21 protein-coding genes are annotated in these 24,128 nt (G+C 70.0%); 12 read left to right on the plus strand and 9 right to left on the minus strand.

The genetic code is table 11. The features are described 5' to 3' along the window. The first annotated feature begins 23 nt into the window (after window positions 1–23). Entirely contained in the window at window positions 24–1,121 is a 1,098-nt protein-coding gene (locus ACGFX9_RS17560; RefSeq protein WP_393471979.1) for a branched-chain amino acid aminotransferase, read from the plus strand. Window positions 1,122–1,381: 260 nt separating this feature from the next. On the opposite strand, the gene ACGFX9_RS17565 is transcribed toward ACGFX9_RS17560, so the two are convergent. Beyond that, window positions 1,382–2,794, minus strand: coding sequence for a cytosine permease (locus ACGFX9_RS17565; RefSeq protein ID WP_393471981.1), 1,413 nt, complete (start codon window positions 2,792–2,794; stop codon window positions 1,382–1,384). 161 nt (window positions 2,795–2,955) lie between these two features. On the opposite strand from ACGFX9_RS17565, the gene ureA reads away from it, so the two are divergent. The 8 genes from ureA to ACGFX9_RS17605 all read left to right on the plus strand — a co-directional run bounded on the left by ureA (window position 2,956) and on the right by ACGFX9_RS17605 (window position 13,126). Beyond that, window positions 2,956–3,636, plus strand: coding sequence for an urease subunit gamma (gene ureA, locus ACGFX9_RS17570; protein WP_393471983.1), 681 nt, complete (start codon window positions 2,956–2,958; stop codon window positions 3,634–3,636). Continuing rightward, entirely contained in the window at window positions 3,633–5,321 is a 1,689-nt protein-coding gene (locus ACGFX9_RS17575; protein WP_393471986.1) for an urease subunit alpha, read from the plus strand. The genes ureA and ACGFX9_RS17575 overlap by 4 nt, the downstream gene beginning before the upstream one ends. 33 nt (window positions 5,322–5,354) lie before the next feature. Further along, window positions 5,355–6,368, plus strand: coding sequence for an agmatine/peptidylarginine deiminase (locus ACGFX9_RS17580; protein WP_393471990.1), 1,014 nt, complete (start codon window positions 5,355–5,357; stop codon window positions 6,366–6,368). A gap of 47 nt (window positions 6,369–6,415) precedes the next feature. Continuing rightward, the gene (locus ACGFX9_RS17585) at window positions 6,416–7,042 is read left to right on the plus strand and encodes a TetR/AcrR family transcriptional regulator (RefSeq protein ID WP_393471992.1); all 627 of its coding nucleotides are present in this window, start codon (window positions 6,416–6,418) and stop codon (window positions 7,040–7,042) included. A 103-nt stretch (window positions 7,043–7,145) separates the two neighbouring features. After that, window positions 7,146–8,372, plus strand: a complete 1,227-nt coding sequence (locus tag ACGFX9_RS17590; protein ID WP_393471996.1) for a TolB family protein — start codon at window positions 7,146–7,148, stop codon at window positions 8,370–8,372. Between the two features lie 94 nt (window positions 8,373–8,466). After that, a complete protein-coding gene (locus ACGFX9_RS17595; RefSeq protein WP_393471999.1) occupies window positions 8,467–9,738 on the plus strand; it encodes a hypothetical protein in 1,272 nt (423 codons plus the stop codon). Between the two features lie 337 nt (window positions 9,739–10,075). Continuing rightward, a complete protein-coding gene (cimA, locus tag ACGFX9_RS17600; RefSeq protein ID WP_393472002.1) occupies window positions 10,076–11,680 on the plus strand; it encodes a citramalate synthase in 1,605 nt (534 codons plus the stop codon). A gap of 69 nt (window positions 11,681–11,749) precedes the next feature. After that, the gene (locus ACGFX9_RS17605; RefSeq protein WP_393472005.1) at window positions 11,750–13,126 is read left to right on the plus strand and encodes a hypothetical protein; all 1,377 of its coding nucleotides are present in this window, start codon (window positions 11,750–11,752) and stop codon (window positions 13,124–13,126) included. 49 nt (window positions 13,127–13,175) lie between these two features. Here ACGFX9_RS17605 and ACGFX9_RS17610 read toward each other — a convergent pair whose 3' ends face one another. Further along, window positions 13,176–14,171 (minus strand): SDR family NAD(P)-dependent oxidoreductase, encoded by a 996-nt coding sequence (locus tag ACGFX9_RS17610; RefSeq protein ID WP_393472007.1) that lies wholly within the window; start codon window positions 14,169–14,171, stop codon window positions 13,176–13,178. A gap of 105 nt (window positions 14,172–14,276) precedes the next feature. Here ACGFX9_RS17610 and ACGFX9_RS17615 point away from each other — a divergent pair, with 105 nt between their 5' ends. Next, window positions 14,277–14,903, plus strand: coding sequence for a TIGR03086 family metal-binding protein (locus ACGFX9_RS17615; RefSeq protein ID WP_393472010.1), 627 nt, complete (start codon window positions 14,277–14,279; stop codon window positions 14,901–14,903). A gap of 103 nt (window positions 14,904–15,006) precedes the next feature. Here the strand turns inward: ACGFX9_RS17615 and ACGFX9_RS17620 are convergent, their stop codons facing one another. Continuing rightward, window positions 15,007–15,630, minus strand: a complete 624-nt coding sequence (locus tag ACGFX9_RS17620; RefSeq protein ID WP_393472012.1) for a YceI family protein — start codon at window positions 15,628–15,630, stop codon at window positions 15,007–15,009. 321 nt (window positions 15,631–15,951) lie between these two features. Between ACGFX9_RS17620 and ACGFX9_RS17625 the strand changes: the two genes are divergently transcribed. Together ACGFX9_RS17625 and ACGFX9_RS17630 are read left to right on the plus strand one after the other, a co-directional pair. Beyond that, the gene (locus ACGFX9_RS17625; RefSeq protein WP_393472015.1) at window positions 15,952–17,544 is read left to right on the plus strand and encodes an acyl-CoA carboxylase subunit beta; all 1,593 of its coding nucleotides are present in this window, start codon (window positions 15,952–15,954) and stop codon (window positions 17,542–17,544) included. Between the two features lie 33 nt (window positions 17,545–17,577). Next, window positions 17,578–17,772 (plus strand): acyl-CoA carboxylase subunit epsilon, encoded by a 195-nt coding sequence (locus ACGFX9_RS17630; RefSeq protein WP_393472018.1) that lies wholly within the window; start codon window positions 17,578–17,580, stop codon window positions 17,770–17,772. Window positions 17,773–17,908: 136 nt separating this feature from the next. Here the strand turns inward: ACGFX9_RS17630 and ACGFX9_RS17635 are convergent, their stop codons facing one another. From ACGFX9_RS17635 to ACGFX9_RS17660, 6 genes are all read right to left on the minus strand, one after another. Continuing rightward, on the minus strand, window positions 17,909–18,493 hold the full coding sequence (locus ACGFX9_RS17635; protein ID WP_190084708.1) for an ATP/GTP-binding protein: 585 nt from the start codon (window positions 18,491–18,493) through the stop codon (window positions 17,909–17,911). Then, entirely contained in the window at window positions 18,474–19,073 is a 600-nt protein-coding gene (locus tag ACGFX9_RS17640; protein ID WP_160507408.1) for a DUF742 domain-containing protein, read from the minus strand. The genes ACGFX9_RS17635 and ACGFX9_RS17640 overlap by 20 nt, the downstream gene beginning before the upstream one ends. 93 nt (window positions 19,074–19,166) lie before the next feature. Continuing rightward, window positions 19,167–19,580, minus strand: coding sequence for a roadblock/LC7 domain-containing protein (locus tag ACGFX9_RS17645; RefSeq protein ID WP_135330751.1), 414 nt, complete (start codon window positions 19,578–19,580; stop codon window positions 19,167–19,169). A 10-nt stretch (window positions 19,581–19,590) separates the two neighbouring features. Continuing rightward, window positions 19,591–22,788, minus strand: coding sequence for a nitrate- and nitrite sensing domain-containing protein (locus tag ACGFX9_RS17650; protein ID WP_393472021.1), 3,198 nt, complete (start codon window positions 22,786–22,788; stop codon window positions 19,591–19,593). Between the two features lie 340 nt (window positions 22,789–23,128). Further along, window positions 23,129–23,713, minus strand: coding sequence for an ATP/GTP-binding protein (locus tag ACGFX9_RS17655; RefSeq protein WP_249587535.1), 585 nt, complete (start codon window positions 23,711–23,713; stop codon window positions 23,129–23,131). After that, window positions 23,694–24,098 (minus strand): DUF742 domain-containing protein, encoded by a 405-nt coding sequence (locus ACGFX9_RS17660; protein ID WP_393472024.1) that lies wholly within the window; start codon window positions 24,096–24,098, stop codon window positions 23,694–23,696. Before ACGFX9_RS17660 ends, ACGFX9_RS17655 begins: the two co-directional genes overlap by 20 nt. Window positions 24,099–24,128: the final 30 nt, after the last annotated feature.

The following is a 24,128-nucleotide window of genomic DNA, read 5'->3' on the forward strand; positions in this document are numbered from 1 at the left end:
CACACCGTGAAGGACTAGTACTCATGACGACGACGCCGACACCCACGATCGAGCTCAAGCCCACCTCGTCCCCGCTGTCCGACGCGGAGCGCGAGGCGATCCTGGCCAACCCCGGCTTCGGCCGCCACTTCACCGATCACATGGTGACGATCAAGTGGACGGAGGGCCGCGGCTGGCACGACGGCCAGCTCGTGCCGTACGGCCCGCTCTCCCTCGACCCGGCGACCAACGTCCTGCACTACGCGCAGGAGATCTTCGAGGGCCTGAAGGCCTACCGCCAGCCCGACGGAACGGTGGCCTCCTTCCGCCCCGAGGCCAACGCGGAGCGCTTCCAGCGGTCGGCGCGGCGCCTTGCGATGCCGGAGCTGCCGGTCGAGACGTTCATCGAGGCGTGCGACGTCCTGGTCAAGCAGGACAAGGCGTGGGTGCCGGCGCATGGTGGCGAGGAGTCGCTGTACCTGCGTCCGTTCATGATCGCGAGCGAGGTCGGCCTGGGCGTGAAGCCCGCCAACGAGTACCTCTTCATCGTCATCGCCTCGCCCGCGGGCGCGTACTTCCCCGGTGGGGTCAAGCCCGTCTCGATCTGGCTGTCGGAGGACCGTGTGCGGGCCGTCCCCGGTGGCGTGGGCGACGCCAAGACCGGCGGCAACTACGCGGCGTCCCTGCTGGCGCAGGCCGAGGCCGCGGAGAGGGGCTGCGACCAGGTCGCGTACCTGGACGCGGTCGAGCACAAGTGGGTGGAGGAGCTCGGCGGGATGAACCTGTACTTCGTGTACGGGGACAAGATCGTCACCCCCACGCTGACGGGCTCGCTCCTTGCCGGAATCACCCGGGACTCGCTGCTCACGGTCGCCCGTGACCTCGGCTACTCCTCGGAGGAGTCGCGGGTCTCGATCGACCAGTGGCAGGCGGACACGTCGGAGGGCACCCTGACGGAGGTCTTCGCGTGCGGCACGGCGGCGGTGATCACTCCGGTGGGCACGGTGAAGTGCCGCTCGGGGGAGTGGACCCAGAGCGGCGGTCAGCCCGGCCCGGTGACGATGAAGCTGCGGGAGGCGCTGCTGGATGTGCAGCGGGGGACGGCGAAGGACCGTCATGGGTGGATGCACGACCTCGGCTGAGGGTTTTCCTGTGCGGGTGCGGTGCTGGTACGAATCCCGCACTTGCCCAGCCCAGGCATACGTTCCCCACCCGCTGGCGCGGTACGCCCCCCACCCGCCCCACTCCTGTCGCAGTCCGATCCCACCCACCCACCGGCACCGCCGGGCGATCGGGTGGGTGGGCGGGAAAGGTTTGTTTCGGTGAGGGTGGATGCGGGGTGATCGGGTGAGTGGGCGGGGAAGCCCGTTCGGGCAGGGGAGAGCTGCGGGGCCCGGCCCGGCTACGGGGTGGGGACGGTGACCGCCGGCTCTGGGGACGGCTCCCGCTCCAGGGCCGCGTACATCAGACCCCCCACCACCCCCGACAGCAGGAAACTGCAGTCCACCCCACCCGTGAGGGACAGCAGCGGCCCCTCGTAGGAGGGAAGCGAGACCGCAGCCACGCCCACCACCGCTCCCACCGCCCAGCTCACCGTCGCCGGGACGTTCCAGCCCCCGCGGTACCAGTACACCCCGCCCCTGGAGCGGCGGTTGAAGACCTGGAGAGCCTCCGCGTCGTACACGCCCCCGCAGCGGACGAAGCCGATCAGGGTGATCACCGCCCAGGGGGTGCCGATCGCCGTGAGGAGGAGGACGAAGGACGTCATCGCGTCCTGCGCCTCCCACGCGTAATGGCCCACGAACACGCACCCCGTGGCCACCACCGCCACCGTGTACGTCGCCCGGGCACGGGAAGCCCGCGGCAGGATCGCATCCAGGTCGAGGCCCATCGAGTACAGCATCAGGCCCGCGTTGCCCACCGAGCCCGCGGAGGCGGCCAGCAGGAGCGGGATGAGGTACCAGGTGGGGGACGCCGACACCAGCGGGCCCGCGTAGTCGAGCGCCGCCCCCGCCGCGTACGCCGTGAACGTACCGAAGAGCTGCGGCACTAGGAGCCCGGCGAGCAGGCCGACCCACGACGCCCGCAGGACCGTGCGGGAAGTGTGCCGCGTAGGAGAGACGTAGCGCGTGTAGTCGCCCAGGAGCGTGATGAACGCGATCGGGCCGCTCAGTCCCGCCGCCACCAGGGCAAGCAGCCACGTCGGCCAGAACGAGCCCAGGAGATAGCCGCCCGCGTCGGGCAGGGCCGAGGTGGTGAAGTCGGGGCCGTAGGCCACGAGGCCGAGGATCAGCAGGGCCGTCATGCCCACCGCGAGGACGCGCGACAGACGCAGCAGGACCCGGTAGCCGTAGACCGCGCCGGTCACCGTGGCGGCGGCGAGGAGCGCGTACACGACCCCGTACGAGAGAGCGCTCGCCGGGAGCCCCGTCAGGCGGTGCAGCACGCCCACCATCACGTCGCCGCCGATCCAGACGGTCAGCGAGGTGTAGCCGAGGGAGAGCAGGAGGCCGACGACCGAGCCGACCAGGCGGCCCCGCACGCCGAACTGGGCGCCGGAGGACGTGGAGAGGTTGGTCCCGGTGCGGAGGGAGACCAGGGCCAGGGGCGCCGTCAGGGCCGTGCCCAGGACCGTGCCCGCCACCACCGAGGTGACCGAAGCCCACCAGCCGAGGCCGAACGACACCGGCAGCCAGCCGAAGACGATCACCCCAAGGCAGAGGTTGGAGCCGAGCAGGATCGAGATGAGATCGCGGGGGCCGCTGGTGCGTTCCCCGTCCGGGATGGTGTCGACTCCGCGTTGTTCTATCGGCATGAGGGTGCCCCTGACGCTGGATCGTGGCGGTCTGCGCACACAGGCCGCCGTCCGACTGTTTGAGTGCCGCTCTATGTGACCTGAGCCCTGCTCCTACGTCAATGCTTCCGTTGCGTGGATCTCATGGTTAGAGTGACATTCAAACGACGGAGGTGTGGTGCGTGCGGCTTACCCCCACGGAACGCGACCGGCTGCTGCTCTTCGGGGCGGCCGAGCTGGCAAGGGCCCGCAAGGCGCGCGGCCTCAGGCTCAACGTCCCCGAGGCGACCGCGCTGATCGCGGACACGGTCTGCGAGGCGGCCCGCGACGGCGCCCGGCTCGCCGAGGCGATCGAGCGGGCACGTGCGGCCCTCGGTCCTGACGACGTCCTGCCGGGCGTCGCGGACGTGGTGACCGAGGTGCATGTCGAGGCCGTCTTCGACGACGGGTCCCGGCTCGCCGTCGTGTCCTCGCCGATCGGCGAGGGGCTGGGGAGCCAGGCGCCCGGCGCGCTGCTCCCGGGCCCCGAGCACGAGGAACTCGCGCCGGTGGTGACGCTCAGCGTGCACAACACGGCCACCGTGCCCGTCTCGGTCACCTCGCACTTCCATCTCTTCGAGGCCAATCCCCGGCTCGACTTCGACCGCCGTGCCGCGTACGGCATGCGGCTCGCGGTGCCCGCCGGGTCCTCCGTGCGCTTCGGGCCAGGCGAGAGCGTCGACGTCGGGCTCGTGCCGATCGGCGGCGAGCGGATCGCGATCGGCTTCGCCGGACTTGTGGACGGCGCGCTCGACGCGCCCGGCGCCAAGGAAGAGGCCCTGCGCAGGGCCGTGGCCTGCGGCTATCTGGGAGCTGACCGATGAGCATCGATCCATACGCGTACGCGGCGACCCACGGGCCCCGCGCGGGCGACCGCGTCCGGCTCGGCGACTCGGGCCTGGTGGTCCGGGTGGAGTCCGACGCGCAGAAGTACGGCGACGAATTCCTCGCCGGGTTCGGCAAGACGGCCCGCGACGGGCTGCATCTGAAGGCCGCCGCCGTGCGGGAGACCTGCGACGTCGTGATCAGCAATGTGCTGGTGATCGACGCGGTGCAGGGCATCCGCAAGGTGTCCGTCGGCATCCGCGAAGGCCGTATCCACGCCATCGGACGGGCCGGCAACCCCGACACCCTCGACGGCGTCGACGTCGTCGTCGGCACCGGCACGTCCATCGTCTCGGGCGAGGGGCTGATCGCCACCGCCGGATCCGTGGACACCCACGTGCATCTGCTCTCGCCGCGCATCATGGAGGCCTCGCTCGCCTCCGGCGTCACCACCGTCATCGGCCAGGAATTCGGGCCCGTGTGGGGCGTCGGCGTCAACTCGCCCTGGGCGCTGCGCCACGCGTTCAACGCCTTCGACGCCTGGCCCGTCAACATCGGCTTCCTGGGGCGGGGTTCGTCGTCGGACGGCGCGCCGCTCGTCGAGGCGCTCGCCGAGGGCGGGGCCTCGGGCTTCAAGGTCCATGAGGACATGGGCGCCCACACGCGCGCCCTGGACACCGCGCTGCGCGTCGCAGAGGAACACGACGTGCAAGTCGCCCTGCACAGCGACGGGTTGAACGAGTGTCTGTCCGTCGAGGACACCTTGAAGGTGCTCGAAGGACGGACCATCCACGCCTTCCACATCGAGGGCTGCGGCGGCGGTCATGTGCCCAACGTGCTGAAGATGGCGGGCGTGCCGAACGTCATCGGCTCCTCCACCAACCCCACGCTTCCCTTCGGGCGCGACGCGGTCGCCGAGCACTACGGGATGATCGTCTCCGTCCACGACCTGAAGACCGACCTGCCGGGCGACGCCGCCATGGCCCGCGACCGCATACGCGCCGGGACCATGGGCGCCGAGGACGTGCTGCACGACCTGGGCGCCATCGGGATCACCTCGTCCGACGCGCAGGGCATGGGCCGGGCCGGTGAGACCGTACGCAGGACCTTCGCGATGGCCGGGAAGATGAAGGCCGAGCTCGGGCCCATGGAGGGGGACGGCGCGGACGACGACAACGCGCGCGTCCTGCGCTACATGGCCAAGCTGACCATCAACCCCGCCATCGCGCACGGCCTCGCCCACGAGGTGGGCTCCATCGAGGTCGGCAAGATGGCCGACATCGTGCTGTGGCGGCCCGAGTACTTCGGCGCCAAGCCACAGCTGGTGCTCAAGTCCGGCTTCCCCGCGTACGGCGTCGTGGGCGATCCGAACGCCGCGACCGACACGTGCGAACCCCTCGTCCTTGGACCGCAGTTCGGGGCGTACGGCGCCACGCCCGCCGACATCTCCGTGGCCTTCGTCGCGAAGGCGGCCGTCGACCAGGGCAACGACCAGATGCCCACCCGGCGGCGCAGGGTCGCCGTGCGGGGTACCCGTGGCATCGGGCCCGCCGATCTGCGCCTCAACTCCCGCACCGGCTCCATCGACGTCGACCAGCGCTCCGGCCTGGTCACCCTCGACGGCGACCCGGTGCGCTCCGAGCCCGCCGACTCGGTCTCGCTCAACCGCCTCTACTTCCTTTAGTCCTCCTTCGTAGGCCTCCCCGTAGGGATCACCATGACCTTCCGTATGCCCCCCGAGTGGGCCCCGCACGAGCGCACCTGGATGGCGTGGCCGGGACCCAACCCGACGTTCACGAACGAGCGGGAGCTCGCCGACGCGCGGGCCGCCTGGGCGGGCGTCGCCCGTGCCGTACGCCGCTTCGAACCCGTCACGATGATCGTCGGCACCGGCCAGAGCGAGTCGGCCCGCGCGCTCCTCGGCCCGGACGTCGAGCTGGTCGAACGCGATCTGGACGACGCGTGGATGCGTGACATCGGCCCCACCTTCGTCCGTGACGGCGACCAACTGGCCGCCGTGGACTGGGTGTTCAACGGCTGGGGCGGCCAGGACTGGGCCCGCTGGGAGCACGACGCGAAGATCGCCCGCCATGTCGCCGACCTCGCGGGCGTACCCGTCCACGCCTCGCCCCTGGTCAACGAGGGCGGCGGAATCCACGTCGACGGCGAGGGCACGGTCCTGCTGACCGACACCGTCCAGCTCGACCCGGGACGCAACCCCGGCCTGACGCGCGAGCAGGCCGAGGAGGCGGTGCACGCCCGTATCGGCACGAGCAAGGCGATCTGGCTGCCGCGCGGCCTGGCAGGCGACTACGGCCAGTTCGGCACCCGTGGCCATGTCGACATCGTGGCCGCCTTCGCCGCCCCCGGAGTCGTCCTCGTCCACTCGCAGCAGGACCCCGCCCACCCGGACTTCGAGATCAGCAAGGAGATCATCGGGGTGCTGCGGGGGCAGACGGACGCCCGGGGACGCACCCTGCGGATCGTGGAGGTGCCCGCGCCGACCGTCCTCACGGACGACGAGGGGTGGGTCGACTACTCGTACATCAACCACTATCTCTGCAACGGCGGCGTCGTCCTGTGCGCCTTCGACGACCCGCGCGACGAGATAGCGGCGGGCATCTTCCGCCGTCTCTTCCCGGAGCGGACCGTGACGCTCGTGGACGCCCGTACGATCTTTGCCGGGGGTGGTGGCATCCACTGCATCACCCAGCAGCAGCCGAAGATCTAGCGTCGCCCACGAAGACCGGGCGGCACCTCGTACCTCAGGAGTCCCCCGTGGCCCAGGCCGCACGCCGCAAGAACGCCCCGCCGCGTGAGGACGTGCTGGCCGCCGCCATGGCGATGATCGCCGAGCGCGGCCTGGAGAAGCTCACCATGGCCGCGCTCGGCCGCGAGGTCGGCATGAGCAGCGGCCACCTCCTCTACTACTTCCACTCCAAGGACGAGCTGCTCCTGCGCACCCTGGAGTGGAGCGAGGCCGCGCTCGGCGCCGAGCGCGGCAGGCTGCTCGCGCGGCGGGGCACGGCACGCGAGCGCCTCGACGCGTTCGTCGATCTGTACGTTCCCGACGCACCCGGCGACCCCCACTGGACGCTCTGGCTGGAAGTCTGGAACCGCTCCCTGAACGCCGCCGAGGCCGAGCGTGACCGGCAGGTCGCCATCGAGGGTGCCTGGCACCGCGACCTGGTGGCGCTGCTCGCCGAAGGTGTCTCGCGCGGCGAGTTCGGCGCCCTGGACCCCGACCGGTTCGCTGCGCGCCTGAGGGCGCTGCTCGACGGGTTCTCCATCCACGTGGCGATCGGTCTGCGCGGCACGGGAAGGGACCAGATCCTCGCGCATGTACGGGAGTTCCTGGACGGAGCGCTCGCCTCGGCCCCCACGGACCCCGCCGCCCCCGTCTAGGTTGTACGCAATCCTGCGGATTGCCTGTCGCCTGGAGGTGCGCTTGTATCCCGGTGGGCCTTCGGTGTCCGGCCGGGGGTCACGACAGGTTTTGGGGGAAGCCATGTCCACTGTCAGACGTGTGCGCTCAAGTGCCACCGGCCTGTGCCTGGCCGCCGTGCTCGGCACACTGGGAGCGCTCCCCGCCCACGCGGAGCCCGATCCGCTGCCGCCGCCCACCGAGCGGATCAGCGTCACCCGCGCCGGGGAGCAGCTCGCCGAGGCGTCGTACGACCCGGCGATGGGGGATCGCCGGGTAGCCGCCTTCACCACCGACGGGGGCGCCGACGGCCTCTCGCGGGTGTTCGTCAACGCGCCCGGCGGCATAGCGGAGGTCAGCTACAACGCCAACGGGCCGTCGTACGAAGGCGCGCCCTGCGCCAGCGGGCGCATGGTCGGCTTCGTCTCCGAGTCCACGAGCCTCGGCAGCCCGAGGCCCGACCACCGCCCGAACGTCTACATCCGCAACCGTTCGGTCGGCAAGATCACCGGCCTGCACAGCTACCAGGGCGTCCGCTTCGCCTCGATGGGGGAGCCGCACGTCGACCCCGGCTGCCAGTGGATCGTCTTCACGGCCACTCTCCCGGCCATCGACGAGGACCCGAAGCCCCAACCCCGCGTCTACCGCTTCCAGTTCAACGGCGGTGGCACGGACCTGATCAGCGAGGCGTCCGGAGGGGCCGCGGCGAACCCGTCGATCAGCTTCCAAGGGGAGTACGTCTCCTACGAACAGGACGGCGACATCTACGTCCGGAACACGCTGACCGGCACCCTGGAGAAGGTGTCCGTGGCGCGGGACGGGGGCGGCGCGAACGGCACGTCCTCGGGCGCCTCGCTCAGCTCCGACGGGCGACGCGTGGCCTTCGACTCGAAGGCCTCCAACCTCGCCGCCGGTGACAAGAACCGCGACAAGAACCGCGACGTGAACGTCTTCGTGCGCGACCTCGACGCGGGCACCACGACGCTGGTGAAGGGCCCGGGCAAGAAGGGCTACACCGCGGACGCCTCGCTCGCCCTGAACGGCACGCATGTCGCCTACACCTCGGCGAAGCGTCGCGGCAAGGGCTCCGTGCCCGCCGTCTACGTACGCGAACTGGCCACCGGGACAACGCAGTTGGTCAGCGTCGACCAGAAGGGTGGCCGCAACGACCTCCCGGCCGGGAACCCTTCGGTCAACGACGACGGAACCGTGGTGGCCTTCGACTCGGCGTCGGCCGGCCTCGTGCCGGGGGACACCAACGGCGTGTCCGACGTCTTCCTCCGGACAGTCGAGTGGCAGCCGCAACCATAAGCGCATCTCGTGCATCACAGACATTGCGGACACTGCGCGTGCATGTGAACGCACCGACCGCACCGAACCAGCGGAAACCACGGGGGATTTGACCATGCCAAGCAGCAACACCCTGCACCGGAACAAGCGCCGAGCGGCCCTGGCCGCCGCCGCACTCGTCGCCGCCGTCACCGCCACGACGCTGCCCGCCGCCGTCGCCGCACCCGGCGCCGCCGGACCCCGCACGGAAGGCGTCAGCGTCACGCCCGACGGCAAGGCGGGCAACGGCGGCACGTCGGGGGCGGTGATCAGCCGCGACGGGCGGTTCGCCGCCTTCGACTCCGTGGCATCCGACCTGGTCGCCGGCGACACCAACGGACAGCGCGACATCTTCGTACGCGATCTGCGCACCAAAAAGACCGAGCGCGTCGCCATCGAAGGGCGCGAGCTGCGCGGTCCTTCGCTCAGCGCCGACGGACGCTACGTCGCCCTGATCTCCAGCCCCGATGGCTCCTACTCCGACTCCGACGTCCGGCTCTACGACCGCAGGACCAAGAAGGTCGAGCGGCTCGACGTCGAGCTGCCCGACGGCTTCGCGGGGACGGGCGCGGGCAGCGTCTCGCTGAGCGCCAACGGCCGGTACGCCGTCTTCAGCACCCGGCACACCTCGAAGGGCCCGGCCGTCTTCCTGCGGGACCGCAAGTCCGGAAGCACCGAGCGCATCAGCCAGCCCGACGACACCTGGGAGCCGCGCTCCTCGCACTCGCCGACCGTCAGCGACGACGGCAGCCGCGTGGTCTACGCCCGCAACTACTCCAACGGCCCGCGCGGCGACGACTGGAGTGACGTATGGCTGCGGGACCGCACGACGGGCGAGCTGACGAAGATCGACCGCTCGTACGACGGCTCGCAGACCGAGAAGGAGTCACTCGAACCGGCGATCAGCGGCGACGGCCGCACCGTCGTCTTCGAGTCCCGTGACACGCATCTGATCGCGGACGACGACGACGCCGCGTGGAACGTCTTCGTGCACGACATCGCTTCCGGCAAGAACCAGCGCGTCCACGGCACCCAGGGCGGCCCCGGCGAGGCCTACACCCGTTCGCCCGCGATCAGCGCGAACGGCCGCTATCTGACGTTCATCTCGGAGCTCACCGAATCCGGCTCCGAGTACGGCAAGGAATGGCCCGTCTACCTGCGGGACCTGAAGAAGGGCGGCACCACGCTCGTCACCCCGGACACCACGGGCGGCGCGGCCACGGCACGGGTCGCTCCCGGCGGCATCTCGGCGGACGGCAGCCGGATCGCTTTCACCTCCGGCGACAAGACGCTCCTGAGCGGTGACACCAACGACCGGGACGACGCGTTCGTACGCCACCTGCGCTGATCCATCCGTCGGCTTCGCCCGCGGGCGGCGCGTCCCATGCGCCGCCCGCATCGTGAGACGGGGCAGCGCGGTGTGTGCGGGCTGTGGCAGGCTGCCACCGTGCTCTCGTTCGCCATGATTATTGGCAGCAGGCGCGCCGGTCCGCAGTGACCGTCTCGTACCACCATGTACGGGCGGACACCGTCGTCTCCAGACCCGCGCGCAAACCTCTCGTACCCACGAGGGGTTTTTTCGTTTCCTGGCCCAACATCAGCCGGACGCGGAGCGCGAGGGATCATTGAGGCGGTGGAGCCGGTCATTCCGGTAGACCGAGATCCGACACAGGAGCCAGATCAGCATGACGGAAACCAGCACACCCGACGATACGTTCCACGTCTTTGACACCACGCTGCGCGACGGCGCGCAGCGCGAGGGAATCAACCTGACCGTCGCGGACAAGCTGACCATCGCCCGGCACCTGGACGACTTCGGCGTGGGCTTCATCGAGGGCGGCTGGCCGGGCGCCAACCCCCGCGACACCGAGTTCTTCGCCCGCGCGCAGCAAGAGATCACCTTCCGGCACGCCCAGCTCGTCGCCTTCGGCGCCACGCGCCGCGCGGGCGGCACGGCCGCCACGGACCCGCAGGTCAACGCCCTGCTGGAGTCCGGCGCCCCGGTCATCACGCTCGTCGCCAAGTCCCATGACCGGCACGTCGAGCTCGCCCTGCGCACGACCCTTCAGGAGAACCTGGAGATGGTGCGCGACACCGTCTCCTACCTCGTGGACCAGGGGCGGCGCGTCTTCGTCGACTGCGAGCACTTCTTCGACGGCTACCGCGCCAATCCCGAGTACGCCAAGTCCGTCGTCCGCACGGCATCCGATGCGGGCGCCGACGTCGTCGTCCTGTGCGACACCAACGGCGGCATGCTCCCCGCCCAGATCCAGGCGATCGTCGGGACCGTACTCGCCGACACCGGCGCCCGGCTCGGCATCCACGCGCAGGACGACACCGGCTGCGCCGTCGCCAACACGCTCGCCGCCGTCGACGCCGGCGCCACGCACGTGCAGTGCACGGCCAACGGCTACGGCGAGCGGGTCGGCAACGCCAACCTCTTCCCCGTGGTCGGCGCCCTGGAGATCAAGTACGGCATGCGGGTCCTGCCCGAGGGCTCGCTGCGCGAGATGACCCGCGTCTCGCACGCCATCGCCGAGGTCGTCAACCTCACCCCCTCCACGCACCAGCCGTACGTAGGTGTCTCGGCCTTCGCCCACAAGGCGGGCCTGCACGCCTCCGCGATCAAGGTCGACCCGGACCTCTACCAGCACATCGACCCGGACCTCGTGGGCAACCGCATCCGGATGCTGGTCTCCGACATGGCGGGCCGCGCCTCCATCGAGCTCAAGGGCAAGGAGCTCGGGATCGACCTGGGCGACGACCGGGAGCTGGTGGGCCGGGTCGTCGAGCGGGTCAAGGAGCGCGAGCTCAGCGGATACACGTACGAGGCCGCCGACGCGTCCTTCGAGCTGCTGCTCCGCGAGGAGGTCGAGGGCCGGGCACGCCGCTACTTCCGCGTCGAGTCCTGGCGGGCCATCGTCGAGGACCGCCCCGACGGCACGCACGCGAACGAGGCGACCGTGAAGCTGTGGGCCAAGGGCGAGCGCATCGTCGCCACGGCGGAGGGCAACGGCCCGGTCAACGCGCTCGACCGGACGCTGCGGGTCGGCCTGGAGCGGATCTACCCCCAGCTCGCCAAGATGGAGCTCGTCGACTACAAGGTCCGCATCCTGGAGGGCAAGCACGGCACGTCCTCCACGACCCGCGTGCTGATCTCCACCAGTGACGGTGACGGCGAGTGGTCGACGGTCGGCGTCGGGGAGAACGTCATCGCGGCGTCGTGGCAGGCGCTGGAGGACGCGTACACCTTCGGGCTGCTGCGGGCGGGCGTCGAGCCGGTGGAGTAGAGCCGGTGGAGCAGAAACCGGGCCCGCTCCGGACCGCCGTCGCGTGCCCGACTGAGTTAGCTTCGAAGTATGAGCAATGGGGCGAAGCGAATATTTGTCGCACTGTCCGGGCTGCTCCTGTCCCTGGGTGCCGTGTCGTTCACGGCGGCGCCCGGGGCTACGGCCGCCACCAGCGTCCCCGCGGTCGCGGACGCCTGGGAGAAGAGCCCGGTGTACGTGGATCCGGCGGCCTCGGACCAGCTGTCCTCCGCCGACGCGAACGCGCTCGCGGAGAAGATCAAGGACGCCGACAAGCCCGTGTTCGTGGCGGTGCTGCCCGCCGACTTCCCCAAGCAGCACCTCTTCCAGAAGCTGCGGACCGAGACCGGCGTGACGGGTGTGTACGGCATCCGGCTCGGTGACGCCTTCGACGCGAAGGCCGACCCTCAGGTGCTGAGCCCCGCCGCCGTCGACAACCTCGTCACGACGTACGGGGGCCCGGACAGCACACTGACCCCCAAGGCCCAGCTCAACGCCTTCGTCGACCAGGCGGTGCGTGACGCCAACGGGTCGGCGCCCTCTTCGTGGGGCGGCGAATCCGGTGACGACGGCGTCTCCGTGGGCGCGCTCGTGGGTGTCGGCGCGGTGCTCGTGGCGGGCGGCTTGGCCTCGTACGCGGTGATCCGGCGCAACCGTCGCCGCCGCGCCGATGAGCAGCGGGCGGCCCTGGAGAAACTGCGGGTCGTGGTGGACGAGGACATCACGGCGTACGGCGAGGAGCTGGACCGGCTCGACTTCCACCCCGCCGAAGCGGGCGCCGACGACGCGATGCGCGCCGACTACGAACGGGCGCTCGACTCGTACGAGAAGGCGAAGTCGTTCATGGCGGCGGCGCAGCGCCCCGAGGAGGTCCGCGGCGTCACCCAGGCGCTGGACGACGGCCGCTTCTCGCTCGCCCTGCTCGCCGCACGACGGGAGGGCAGGCCCTTGCCCGAGCGCCGCGCCCCCTGCTTCTTCGACCCCCGGCACGGCCCGTCCGTGAAGGACGCCCAGTGGGCACCGCAGGGCGGCGCCGAACGTACGGTCCCGGTCTGCCTGGCGGACGCGACGCGCCTCGCGGAGGGGGAGGAGCCGATGGCGCGTACGGTCGCGACGGACTCGGGGGAGCGGCGGCCGTACTGGGAGGCGGGCCCGGCGTACGGGCCGTGGGCCGGCGGGTACTTCGGTGGCGGCATGCTGCCGGGGCTCCTCGTGGGCACGATGCTGGGCGGAATGATGGCGAGCCCGGCGTACGCGGCGGACTACGGCGCGGGGTACGGGGACTTCGGGGGCGGGGCCGGTTCGGGCTTCGACGGCGGGGACTACTCCGGCTCCGACTTCGACCCCGGGGACTTCGGCGGCGGCTTCGGTGGCGGGGGCGGCGGGGACTTCGGCGGGGGCGGGGACTTCGGGGGCGGCGGTTTCTAGGGTTACGCGGGCCACGGGTCAACCGACGCCCGGCGGCCGCATCCAGCCCTCAGGCCACGCTCAACCCCGTGAGCTCGGCGGACAGTTGCCACAGGCGCGCCGCGGCCTCCGGGTCCGTCGCCCAGGGCTTGACGCCGCCGATCAGCATGTCCTCGGTCGTGGCGGGCCCGGCGATGTCGCAGTCCTGGCAGTACGCGCCGCCATGGGCGTCGAGCAGCGGGGACGTCGCCGCCCAGACCGCCGTGGCCGCGCCCCGCGCCGGGCTCTTGAAACCCCGCGCCGGTGTGCCGTCGGGCGCCATCCAGCCCTGGGCGATCTGTTCCTCCCGGGGGATGTGGCGCTGGAGGGGCGTGAGGATGCTGCCGGGGTGTACGGAGAAGGCCTGCGGGCCGGTGCCGTGCGCGCTCAGGGAGTTCAGGTGGAGGGCGAAGAGCGCGTTCGCGGTCTTGGACTGGGCGTAGGCCCGCCAGCGGTCGTAGCCGTCGTGGAAGTGCGGGTCCGACCAGCGGATGCCGGAGAGGAAATGACCGGACGAGGCGACGGACACCACACGCGCCGTGCCTGAACTCAACGCCGGGTAAAGGTGGTTGACCAGCGCGTAGTGGCCCAGGTGGTTGATCGCGAAGTGGGACTCCCAGGTGCCGTCAGGGCCGACGCGGGTCTCCGGGCAGGCCATCACTCCCGCGTTGTTGATGAGGAGGTCGAGGGTGGCGTGTGTATCGAGGAAGCCGTCGGCGAAGCGCGTGACGCTTGGCTGGTCCGCCAGATCCAGCTCCCGCACCTCCACCCGCTCGGTGCCCCGCAGCGCATCCCGCGCCGCCCCGGGCCTGCGCGCCGGAACGACGACGTGGGCGCCCGCACGGCTGAGCGCCCGGGTGATCTCCAGACCGAGGCCGGAGTAGCCACCGGTGACGAGAGCGGTCCTGCCCGAGAGGTCGATCCCGCCAAGTACGTCGTCGGCGGTGCTGTGCGCACCGAACTCGCTGCCGATGGGGCCGAGTTGTGGCTGCCGCTGCCCTTGTCGCTTCTGTCGAGGTGAGGTCATGGGCGTGACGCTAGAAGCTGAACCGCGCTCCAAGGCAAGGTGTGCCCTGTTCGATGGCGGACCCGATCCCCCCACGCTCGACGCACCTCACCAGCCGGAGGAATCTTGAACGAGCAAGGCACGAACACCACCACGCCTTCTGCCACCACGTGGGCCGTCCTCGACAGCGCGCACGCGGCGCTCCGTACGGCCGTCCGGGGTGTGCGGGCCGGGGACTGGGACCGCCCGACGCCGTGCGCCGAGTGGAACGTCACCCAGGTGCTGCAGCACGCCGCCGGTGATCAGCTCGGCTACGCCGCGGCCCTCGGCCATGGGCCCGGCCCGGCGGAGAATCCGTTCGCGCCGTCGGGAAAGCTGACGGACAGCCCGGAGGCCCTGCTGGAGCCGGCGCTCGCGGCTGCCGCCGAAGCCTGGGCGGCCGTCGACGAAGCGGCTCAGGAGGTAAAGGTGCCGCTCCCGCCCGGCGCCATGACCGCCGTACTCGGCGTGGGCGCCTGCGCACTCGACGCCGCCGTCCATGCCTGGGACATAGCGGTGGCGACCGGCCAACCATCGCCGCTCACCGACGAGTTGGCGAGGCCGCTGCTCGACGTGGCCCACCACATCGTCGAGCCGATCCGTGCCTTCGCCTTCGCGCCCGCCCTTGAGCCGGAGGAGGGCGACACGGATGACGCGGACCTCGCCGCACTGCTGCGTTACCTCGGCCGCAGCCCCGACTGGACGGCAGAGTAGAGCCCACAAACCGGCCCACCCACCCCGCCCCTGAAACGCGGGGCAATCGGGTGGGTGGGAAAGGCTCCGCCGCGCAGCGGCGGGCACGGACACCGCTCAAGGCTCAGGAGCCGGAACGAATCGCGGAAATGTCGAAGCGAAGCTTGATCTTGTCCGAGACAAGGACCCCGCCCGTCTCCAGCGCCGCGTTCCACGTCAGGCCCCACTCCGAGCGCAGGATCTCCGCCTTGCCCTCGAAGCCGACCCGCTCGTTCCCGAAGGGGTCCGTGGCCGAGCCGTTGAACTCCAGGTCGATGGAGAGCGGCTTCGTGGTGCCGAGGATCGTCAGGTCACCGGTGACGCGGTAGTCGTCGCCGCCCAGCGCCTCCGCCTTGGTGGAGCGGAAGGTCATCTCCGGGAACTCGTCGATCTTGAAGAAGTCCGAGCTCTTCAGGTGACCGTCACGGTCCGCGCTGCCGGTGTCGATGCTCTCCATCTGTACGTCGAGGGAGGCCGTCGACTGGGCGGGGTCCGTGCCGTCCAGGTGCAGCGTGCCGGCGACGTCGGTGAAGGAGCCCTTGACGTTCGTGACCATGGCGTGGCGGGCGACGAAGCCGATCGACGAGTGCGAGGGGTCGATCGAGTAGTCGCCGGTCAGGGCGGCCAGGTCGGGGTTGACCGTGGCGGGCGCCGTGGCGGTGGTGGCGGATGCGGTGTCGTTTTCGTTCTTGCGGCCGAAGAGACCCATGACTGCTCCTTGGGGACGAGCTGCGGGGGTGAGCCGAGCTGCGAGCTACGAGGGATTGATCTGTTGAACGTTCAACGAGATCGACCATAACTCTATTCAGTTCAACTTTCAACCTTTGTTGGGGTGTGAGGATGTGATCCCCGCGGTGTGAGGTGTCTCTCACGTTCACCCTTTGTGGAATCCCTACAGCGCCACACTCCTCTGAGCAGTCACTTCGGGCCCACTGGGGCGCGCTTCTGTTCGGGGGTGCCAGGAAAACGGGCCGGAGACTGTGCAGAGTCGACGGTCCGTTTCTATGGGCGTACTTCGTAAGGTCACTACATGACCGTTTTGGACGACACCGCTTCTCCCGAAGGCGAGCCCACCGACGCACGTGGGCGCGTGGCCGAACTGCACGCGATCCGTGCCGAGGCGCTGCGCGGCCCCAGCGAGAAGGCGACCGAGGCCCAGCACGCCAAGGGCAAGCTGACCGCCCGCGAGCGGATCGAGCTGCTTCTGGACGCGGGTTCGTTCCAGGAGGTCGAGCAGTTGCGCCGGCACCGGGCGACCGGGTTCGGCCTTGAGGCGAAGAAGCCGTACACGGACGGTGTGATCACCGGGTGGGGCACGGTGGAGGGCCGCACGGTCTTCGTCTACGCCCATGACTTCCGCATCTTCGGCGGCGCGCTCGGCGAGGCGCACGCCACGAAGATCCACAAGATCATGGACATGGCCATCGCGGCCGGTGCCCCGCTGGTCTCCCTGAACGACGGCGCCGGCGCCCGTATCCAGGAGGGCGTCTCCGCGCTCGCCGGGTACGGCGGCATCTTCCAGCGCAACACCAAGGCGTCGGGTGTCATCCCGCAGATCAGCGTGATGCTGGGCCCGTGCGCCGGGGGAGCGGCCTACAGCCCGGCCCTGACCGACTTCGTGTTCATGGTCCGCGAGACCTCGCAGATGTTCATCACCGGACCCGACGTGGTCCGCGCGGTGACCGGCGAGGAGATCTCCCAGAACGGTCTGGGCGGCGCCGACGTGCACGCCGAGACGTCGGGCGTCTGCCACTTCGCGTACGACGACGAGGAGACCTGCCTCGCCGAGGTCCGCTACCTCATCGCGATGCTCCCCTCCAACAACCGCGAGAACCCGCCCGCCCACGAGTCGGACGACCCGGCGGACCGCCGCTCGGACGTCCTGCTCGACCTGGTCCCGGCGGACGGCAACCGTCCGTACGACATGACCAAGGTGATCGAGGAGCTCGTCGACGACGGCGATTTCCTTGAGGTCCACGAGCGCTGGGCCCGCAACATCATCTGCGCCCTGGCCCGCCTGGACGGCAAGGTCGTCGGCATCGTCGCCAACCAGCCGCAGTCGCTGGCCGGCGTCCTGGACATCGAGGCGAGCGAGAAGGCCGCGCGCTTCGTCCAGATGTGCGACGCCTTCAACATCCCGATCGTCACGCTGCTCGACGTGCCCGGCTTCCTGCCCGGCGTGGACCAGGAGCACGGCGGCATCATCCGCCACGGCGCCAAGCTCCTCTACGCCTACTGCAACGCCACCGTGCCGCGGATCTCGCTGATCCTGCGCAAGGCCTACGGCGGCGCCTACATCGTCATGGACTCCCAGTCCATCGGCGCCGACCTCACCTACGCCTGGCCCACAAACGAGATCGCGGTGATGGGCGCCGAAGGCGCCGCCAACGTCATCTTCCGCCGCCAGATCGCGGCAGCCGAGGACCCCGAGGCCATGCGGCAGAAGATGGTCAAGGAGTACAAGGCCGAGCTCATGCACCCCTACTACGCCGCCGAGCGAGGCCTGGTCGACGACGTCATCGACCCCGCCGCCACCCGCGAGGTCCTCATCAGCTCCCTCGCGATGCTCCGCAACAAGCACGCAGACCTGCCGTCGCGCAAGCACGGCAACCCCCCGCAGTAATTCCTGCAGTAGCCCACAAGGAGAACGCTGCACATGACTACCCCCGACATCCGCGTCGAGAAGGGCCACGCAGAGCCCGAGGAGGTCGCCGCCATCACGGCGATCCTGCTGGCCCGCGCCGCGGCCACCGCCCAGGCGCCCACGCCCCGCCGAGGCCGCGACAAGGCCGGCTGGCGCCGCCTGGAGCGCACCCCGGGCTTCCGCGCCCCGCACAGCTGGCAGGGCTAGCACCTCGCCCGACCGCACCTGAAAGGGCCCCGCACTCACTGGAGTGCGGGGCCCTTTCCCATGTGCCGCGGGGCAATGACGATGGGCCCCGCACCACCTGAGAGTGCGAGGCCCATCGACGTACAAGCAAGGACCGCTAACGCAGCCGCGCCATCAACGCGTGCTCCACGAGCGTGATAAGCCCGCTCTTCGCGTCCGCGCGATGCCGTGCGTCGGTCGTGATGATGGGGGTGTCAGGGCCGATCTGCAGCGCCTCGCGCACCTCGTCCGGCGTGTACGGCTGATGGCCGTCGAAGCCGTTGAGGGCGATGACGAAGGGCAGGCCGCTGTTCTCGAAGTAGTCGACGGCGGGGAAGCAGTCGGCGAGACGGCGGGTGTCGACGAGTACGACGGCGCCGATCGCGCCGCGTACGAGGTCGTCCCACATGAACCAGAAGCGGTCCTGTCCCGGCGTACCGAAGAGGTACAGGATCAGGTCCTGGTCCAGGGTGATGCGGCCGAAGTCCATGGCCACCGTCGTGGTGGTCTTGTCCCCGGTGTGGGTGAGGTCGTCGATGCCCGCGGACGCGGACGTCATGACGGCCTCGGTGCGCAGCGGGTTGATCTCAGAGACCGCCCCGACGAACGTGGTCTTGCCCACGCCGAAGCCGCCCGCCACCACGATTTTCGCGGAGGTGGTGGAGCGGGCTGTTGCTCCGCCGCTAGAGCTTGCGAAGTCCACTGAGCACCCTTTCGAGCAGTGTCACGTCAGGCTGACCGCCGGCGGACTCGTCGCCGCCCGGCTGATGGATGGCGACAAGTCCGGCCTCCGCCAGGTCGGCTACGAGGATCCGGGCGACGCCGAGAGGAATGGTGAGAAGTGCCGAGATCTCAGCGACAGACTTGATCTCGCGGCACAGATTGCAGATCCGCTGATGCTCGGGCAACTGGCCCTGCAACTGGTGCGGTTGTGCGGTGGTGTGCACCAGCGCCTCGATGGCGAGCTGGTAACGGGGCCTGGTACGTCCGCCCGTCATGGCGTACGGGCGCACCAGGGGGTTGCTCGCGGCACCGGCGGGCGCCGGTTCAGGAGCGCGTCGCTGTGGCTGCACTGGCTGGATCCTGGGGGTATGAGGCTGCTCGTACGGGCTCTGGCGGGGGCCCGGCTGCTGCGGCTGCTGGTAAGGCCTGCGGTGCTGGCTCGGCGCGGAGGGGAAGTTGTAACGGTTGGGCGCCCCGTCGTGCGGTCCCTGACCCTGGCCGTGACCAGGCGACCAGTTGGCCGATGACGAACCGTCCGGGGGTGTTCCTGAACCTGCCACGTACTCCTCCTCCGACTGTGCCGGGCACCATCATTCTGGAGCCGCGTCCCGAAACCTTACGGCCACGGGACGCGAAAACGCACCGTACGTCTACTAGTTGAGAAGGCTCCCCTGCAGCTCCGCACGCAGGTCGGGCGTGAGGACGGTGCCGGCACGGTCGACAAGAAGCGCCATCTCGTACCCAATGAGACCGATGTCCGCGTCCGGGTGGGCGAGTACGGCCAGCGAGGACCCGTCGGAGATGGACATAAGGAAGAGAAATCCTCGCTCCATCTCCACAACGGTCTGGGTCACGGAACCGCCCTCGAAGATCCGGGACGCCCCGGCGGTGAGGGAGGTCAGACCGGATGCGACGGCCGCCAGCTGGTCGGCCCGGTCGCGGGGGAAGCCTTCGGACATCGCCAGAAGGAGTCCGTCGGCGGAGACCACCACCGTGTGGGACACCCCAGGGGTGTTGTCCACGAAGTTGGTGATCAACCAGTTCAGGTTCTGCGCCGCCTGGCTCATCGGGCTCACACTAACGCTCCTGGTTGTAGGTGCTGTCAGGTCCACCGTGGTGATTACCGGTGTCCTGGCCATTCGTGGTGTCGCTGCCTGCGCTGCGTCCCCGCTGGACGCCGCGGCGCAGGTTGCTCAGCCGGCCCCGAACGTCCTCGGGGTCGCGGGAGACCTGAGGGCCGCCCTGTGGGGTCTGTTCCGCCGTGCCCTCGACCAGATTGGCCTTGGGCACCCGCTTCGGGAGACCGGACGGGGTGATCCCACCCGCCTTGGGCTCCTTCAGCGATTCGGCGCGCTGCCAGCGGTCGTCGTTGGACGTACGCCAGCTGCTGTCATTGTTGCCGAACGCGTCCCCGGTGGGGGCCGGAGCGCTGCCGTTGCCGGCCGCTCCCCCGCCGCCGCGGCGCGGAAGACCCGCGGAGGTCGTCTCGTGCACCGTGGACGGGGCCGGTCCGGGACGCTCGAAGCCTACGCGCTCGGCGCCGTTCGCGGGAGCCGCCGGCTCAGATTCCGGTTCCGGAGAGTACTCGGTCCGATACGCGCCCGCGTTCGGCTCGTATCCGTCATTCGACGGCCAGTCGTCCTGGTGAGAGCGGTCGGGGTAGGCCACGAACGGCTCGGAGACGGCACCCGTACGAGCGGCGTGATCATCGTGACCCGCCTCCGCATAGGGGGCGTCCTGGTAGCTGTCCTGGTATCCGTCCTGCGCCGGGTAGTACGACTCGTCGTACGACGGCTGCGCCTGGCCCTGGCCGTAATCGTCGTACGCCGGGACCTGCTGGTCGTACGCCGGATCGAACCCGCCCTGCCGGTCGAAGCCCTGCTGCTGCGGCTCGGCCTCGTCGCGGAAGAGCGGACGGCCGTCGGGGGACTGCGCCTGCGCCTCCAGGGCGGCACGCCGCTCCTCACGCATCAGCGAGCGGTTCACCGGGTCGAGATCCGGGGAGTCGAGCGCGTCGCCGTTGTAGCGGCTGTCGTCGAAGCCCAGCTCGGCCGCCGTACGCATCGGCTGGTGGTTGAAGGCCGGCTGCTCCGGGGCCTGCTGCTCCGGCATGATCGAGGAGACCGTGAACTCGGACTCCGGCAGCTGGTGTTCGCCGCCGCCACCGTGCGTGATCCCGTCGGGGAGCATGACGAGCGAGGTCGTACCGGCCTGCTCGCCCGAGGGGCGCAGCTGGACGCGGATGCCGTGCCGGTCGGAGAGGCGGCCGACCACGAACAGGCCCATGCGCTGCGAGATCGCGGCGTCCACCGTCGGCGGGTTGGCCAGCTTGTGGTTGATGTCCGCGAAGTCCTCGGCGGTGAGGCCGATGCCCTTGTCGTGGATCTCGACCATGACGCGGCCGTCGGGCAGACGCGTCGCGGTGACGCGGACCTTGGTCTGCGGCGAGGAGAACGTGGTGGCGTTCTCCAGGAGCTCGGCGAGCAGGTGCACGAGGTCGGTCACGGCCAGGCCGTGGATCTCGGCCTCCGGCACGCCGGACAGCTCGATGCGCTCGTACTGCTCCACCTCGGAGGAGGCGGCGCGCAGCACGTCCACCAGCGGGACCGGCTGGTCCCAGCGGCGGCCGGGCTCCTCGCCCGCGAGGACCAGGAGGTTCTCGCCGTTGCGGCGCATACGGGTCGCCAGGTGGTCCAGGCGGAAGAGGGACTCCAGCTGGTCCGGGTCGGCCTCGTTGTTCTCCAGGTCGGTGATGAGGGTCAGCTGGCCCTCGATCAGCGACTGGTTGCGCTGCGAGAGGTTGGTGAAGATCGCGTTGATGTTGCCGCGGAGCAGCGCCTGCTCGGCGGCGAGCCGGACGGCCTCGCGGTGCACCTGGTCGAAGGCGCGGGCGACCTCGCCGATCTCGTCCGTGGAGGAGATCGGGATGGGCTGTACGCGGGTGTCGACGCGGCCCGGGTCGGTACGCGAGAGCTGGTCGACCAGCATCGGAAGGCGCTGCTCGGCGATACCGAAGGCGGCCGTACGCAGCTGGCGCATCGCGCGGCTCATCTGGCGGGCCATGAGCCCGGCCAGGATGAAGGCGGCGAGCAGCGCGATCACGACGATGCCGCCGGTGATGTACGCGTTGCGCTGGGCGTTGGCCGCGATGTCCGACGCCTCGGTCACGGCCTTGTCCGCGAGGTCGGACTCGATGGTGCGGTAGGCGTCGAACTTGGCGCTCGTGGTGGCCCACCAGGCCTCGGGAGTGACGCCCTGGCCGGCGAGGGCGACCCGCGCGCTCGGCTGCGTGGTCTCCAGCTGCGCCATGGCGGCGACCATCGCCTCGGACGACGGCGGCGGCACGAAGGTCTCACCCTTGGCCTTGGCGGCGGCAGCGGCCTGTTTGGCCTGCTTCTCGCCGTCGGCCTTCAGCTGCTTCTTCGCGGCCTCCAGCTTGGCGACGTCCGCGGGGGTGCCACCGCCCTTGTACTCCTCGATGGCGATGCCTTCGAGGTAGGCGTACGAGGAGAGCGCCACGCGCTGCTTGGCGAAGCTGGAGGCGGTGGGTCCCGGCTTGACCAGCAGGTGCGTGCCGATGGAGCGCTCGAGGGAGAGCGCGGCCTTGGTCAGCGAGATGGCGTAGACGGTGCGGCCGTAGCTGGTGATGTTTCCGGTGCCGAGACCGAGCTCGTTGGCGAACTCCATCAGGGGGTGCTGGATGGCTACGTAGCCCTCTTCGGTCTGCGCGCCGGAGAGCTTGGAGGTGTACGCGGCCTGGCGCAGGGCCTGCAGCCCCGGCTCCACCTTGTGGAAGCCGTCCAGGCGGCGCTCGAGGCCTTCCTTGTGCGGCATGTTCTCGGCGGCGGCGTCGAACTCGCCCTTGGCGGTGTCGGTGGCCTTGCGGGCCTTCACCACGATGGGGTCGTTCTTCTTGCCGCGCAGCAGCGGGGCGGCGCTGAGGTCGCGCTCTTCGATGAGGCGGTTGCCGTAGTTGAGGGAGGCCCGCACCAGGCGGGCCGTGTTCTCGGCGTCCTGGGCTTCGTTCCAGGTGTCGATCGAGGCCTTGACCTGGAAGCCGCCCATGACGAGGCCGACAAGCACGGGTATGAGGAGGATCGCGTTCAGGCGGGTCGGCACGCGCCAGTTGCGCGGGGACATTCTGCCGCCGCTGGGCGCCGGCGGCTCCATGCCCTGCACATCGGTGGGGGACGCCGCTGTGCGCGGCGGCGGGGTGAAGTTGCCCCGCGTATCCCGCGTATGCGGCGGTGCGGGGCTCGTCTTGCTTCGCCTCACTCGACCAACAACCTCTCGGCGGCGGGACCTACACCGGTCCCGCTGTCGTCTCCAAGGCCCGTGCTACTGGGCAGTTCAGCGCATTCCAGCACGTCAGGGGGTCCTCTTCCAAACAGTGGGAAGCGGAAGTTCCGAGTGGTGTAAGCCTCAGATAAAACGGTCAAATAGAGCGAGCCCCGCCAAAAGGCGGGGCTCTTGTGCGCGCAGCGACACCAGATGACCGCGACGCGTGGCGGCGCCCGGCGAATTCTCTGTCGAAACGTTATGAACAGAGCGGCCACCCGTGTCAAAAGACACAGGCCGCCCTGTGGAATCTACGGTAACTGCCGTACTGCCTCGTCTACTTGAGTCGTGCCATAAGTGCGTGTTCGACCAGTGTGATCAGGCCACTCTTTGCGTCCGCACGGTGTCGCGCGTCGGTCGTGATGATCGGCGTGTTGGGGCCGATCTGGAGAGCTTCCCGCACTTCATCGGGGGTGTAAGGCTGGTGGCCGTCGAAGCCGTTGAGGGCGATGACGAAGGGCAGGCCGCTGTTCTCGAAGTAGTCGACGGCGGGGAAGCAGTCGGCGAGACGGCGGGTGTCGACGAGTACGACGGCGCCGATGGCGCCGCGTACGAGGTCGTCCCACATGAACCAGAAGCGGTCCTGACCGGGCGTACCGAAGAGGTACAGGATCAGGTCCTGGTCCAGGGTGATGCGGCCGAAGTCCATGGCGACGGTCGTCGTCGTCTTGTCCCCGGTGTGGGTGAGGTCGTCGATGCCCGCGGACGCGGATGTCATGACGGCCTCGGTGCGCAGCGGGTTGATCTCGGAGACCGCGCCCACGAACGTGGTCTTGCCCACGCCGAAGCCGCCCGCCACCACGATTTTCGCGGAGGTGGTGGAGCGGGCTGTTGCTCCGCTGCTAGAGCTTGCGAAGTCCACTGAGCACCCTTTCGAGCAGTGTCACGTCAGGCTGACCGCCGGCGGACTCGTCGCCGCCCGGCTGGTGAATGGCGACGAGCCCGGCCTCCGCCAGGTCGGCCACGAGGATCCTGGCCACGCCGAGCGGCATGGAGAGCAGCGCCGACACCTCGGCCACCGACTTGACCTCACGGCACAGGTGGCAGATGCGCTGGTGCTCGGGGAGCAGCCCCATCAGCTGGGCCGGGTCGGCCGTCGTGCTCACCAGCGCCTCTATCGCGAGCTGGTAGCGGGGCCTGGTCCGGCCGCCGGTCATCGCGTAAGGACGCACCAGCGGCTGGTCGCCTTCAATCCCGTACGACGCGTGAGAGCCGTACGAATCGTGAGAGGCGTTGGGCGGGGTCATGGATCCTCCGGGCGGGACAGCAGGTGGTCT

Origin of the sequence: Streptomyces sp. NPDC048436, assembly GCF_043200355.1 — a bacterium.
Taxonomy (GTDB): Bacteria; Actinomycetota; Actinomycetes; order Streptomycetales; family Streptomycetaceae; genus Streptomyces.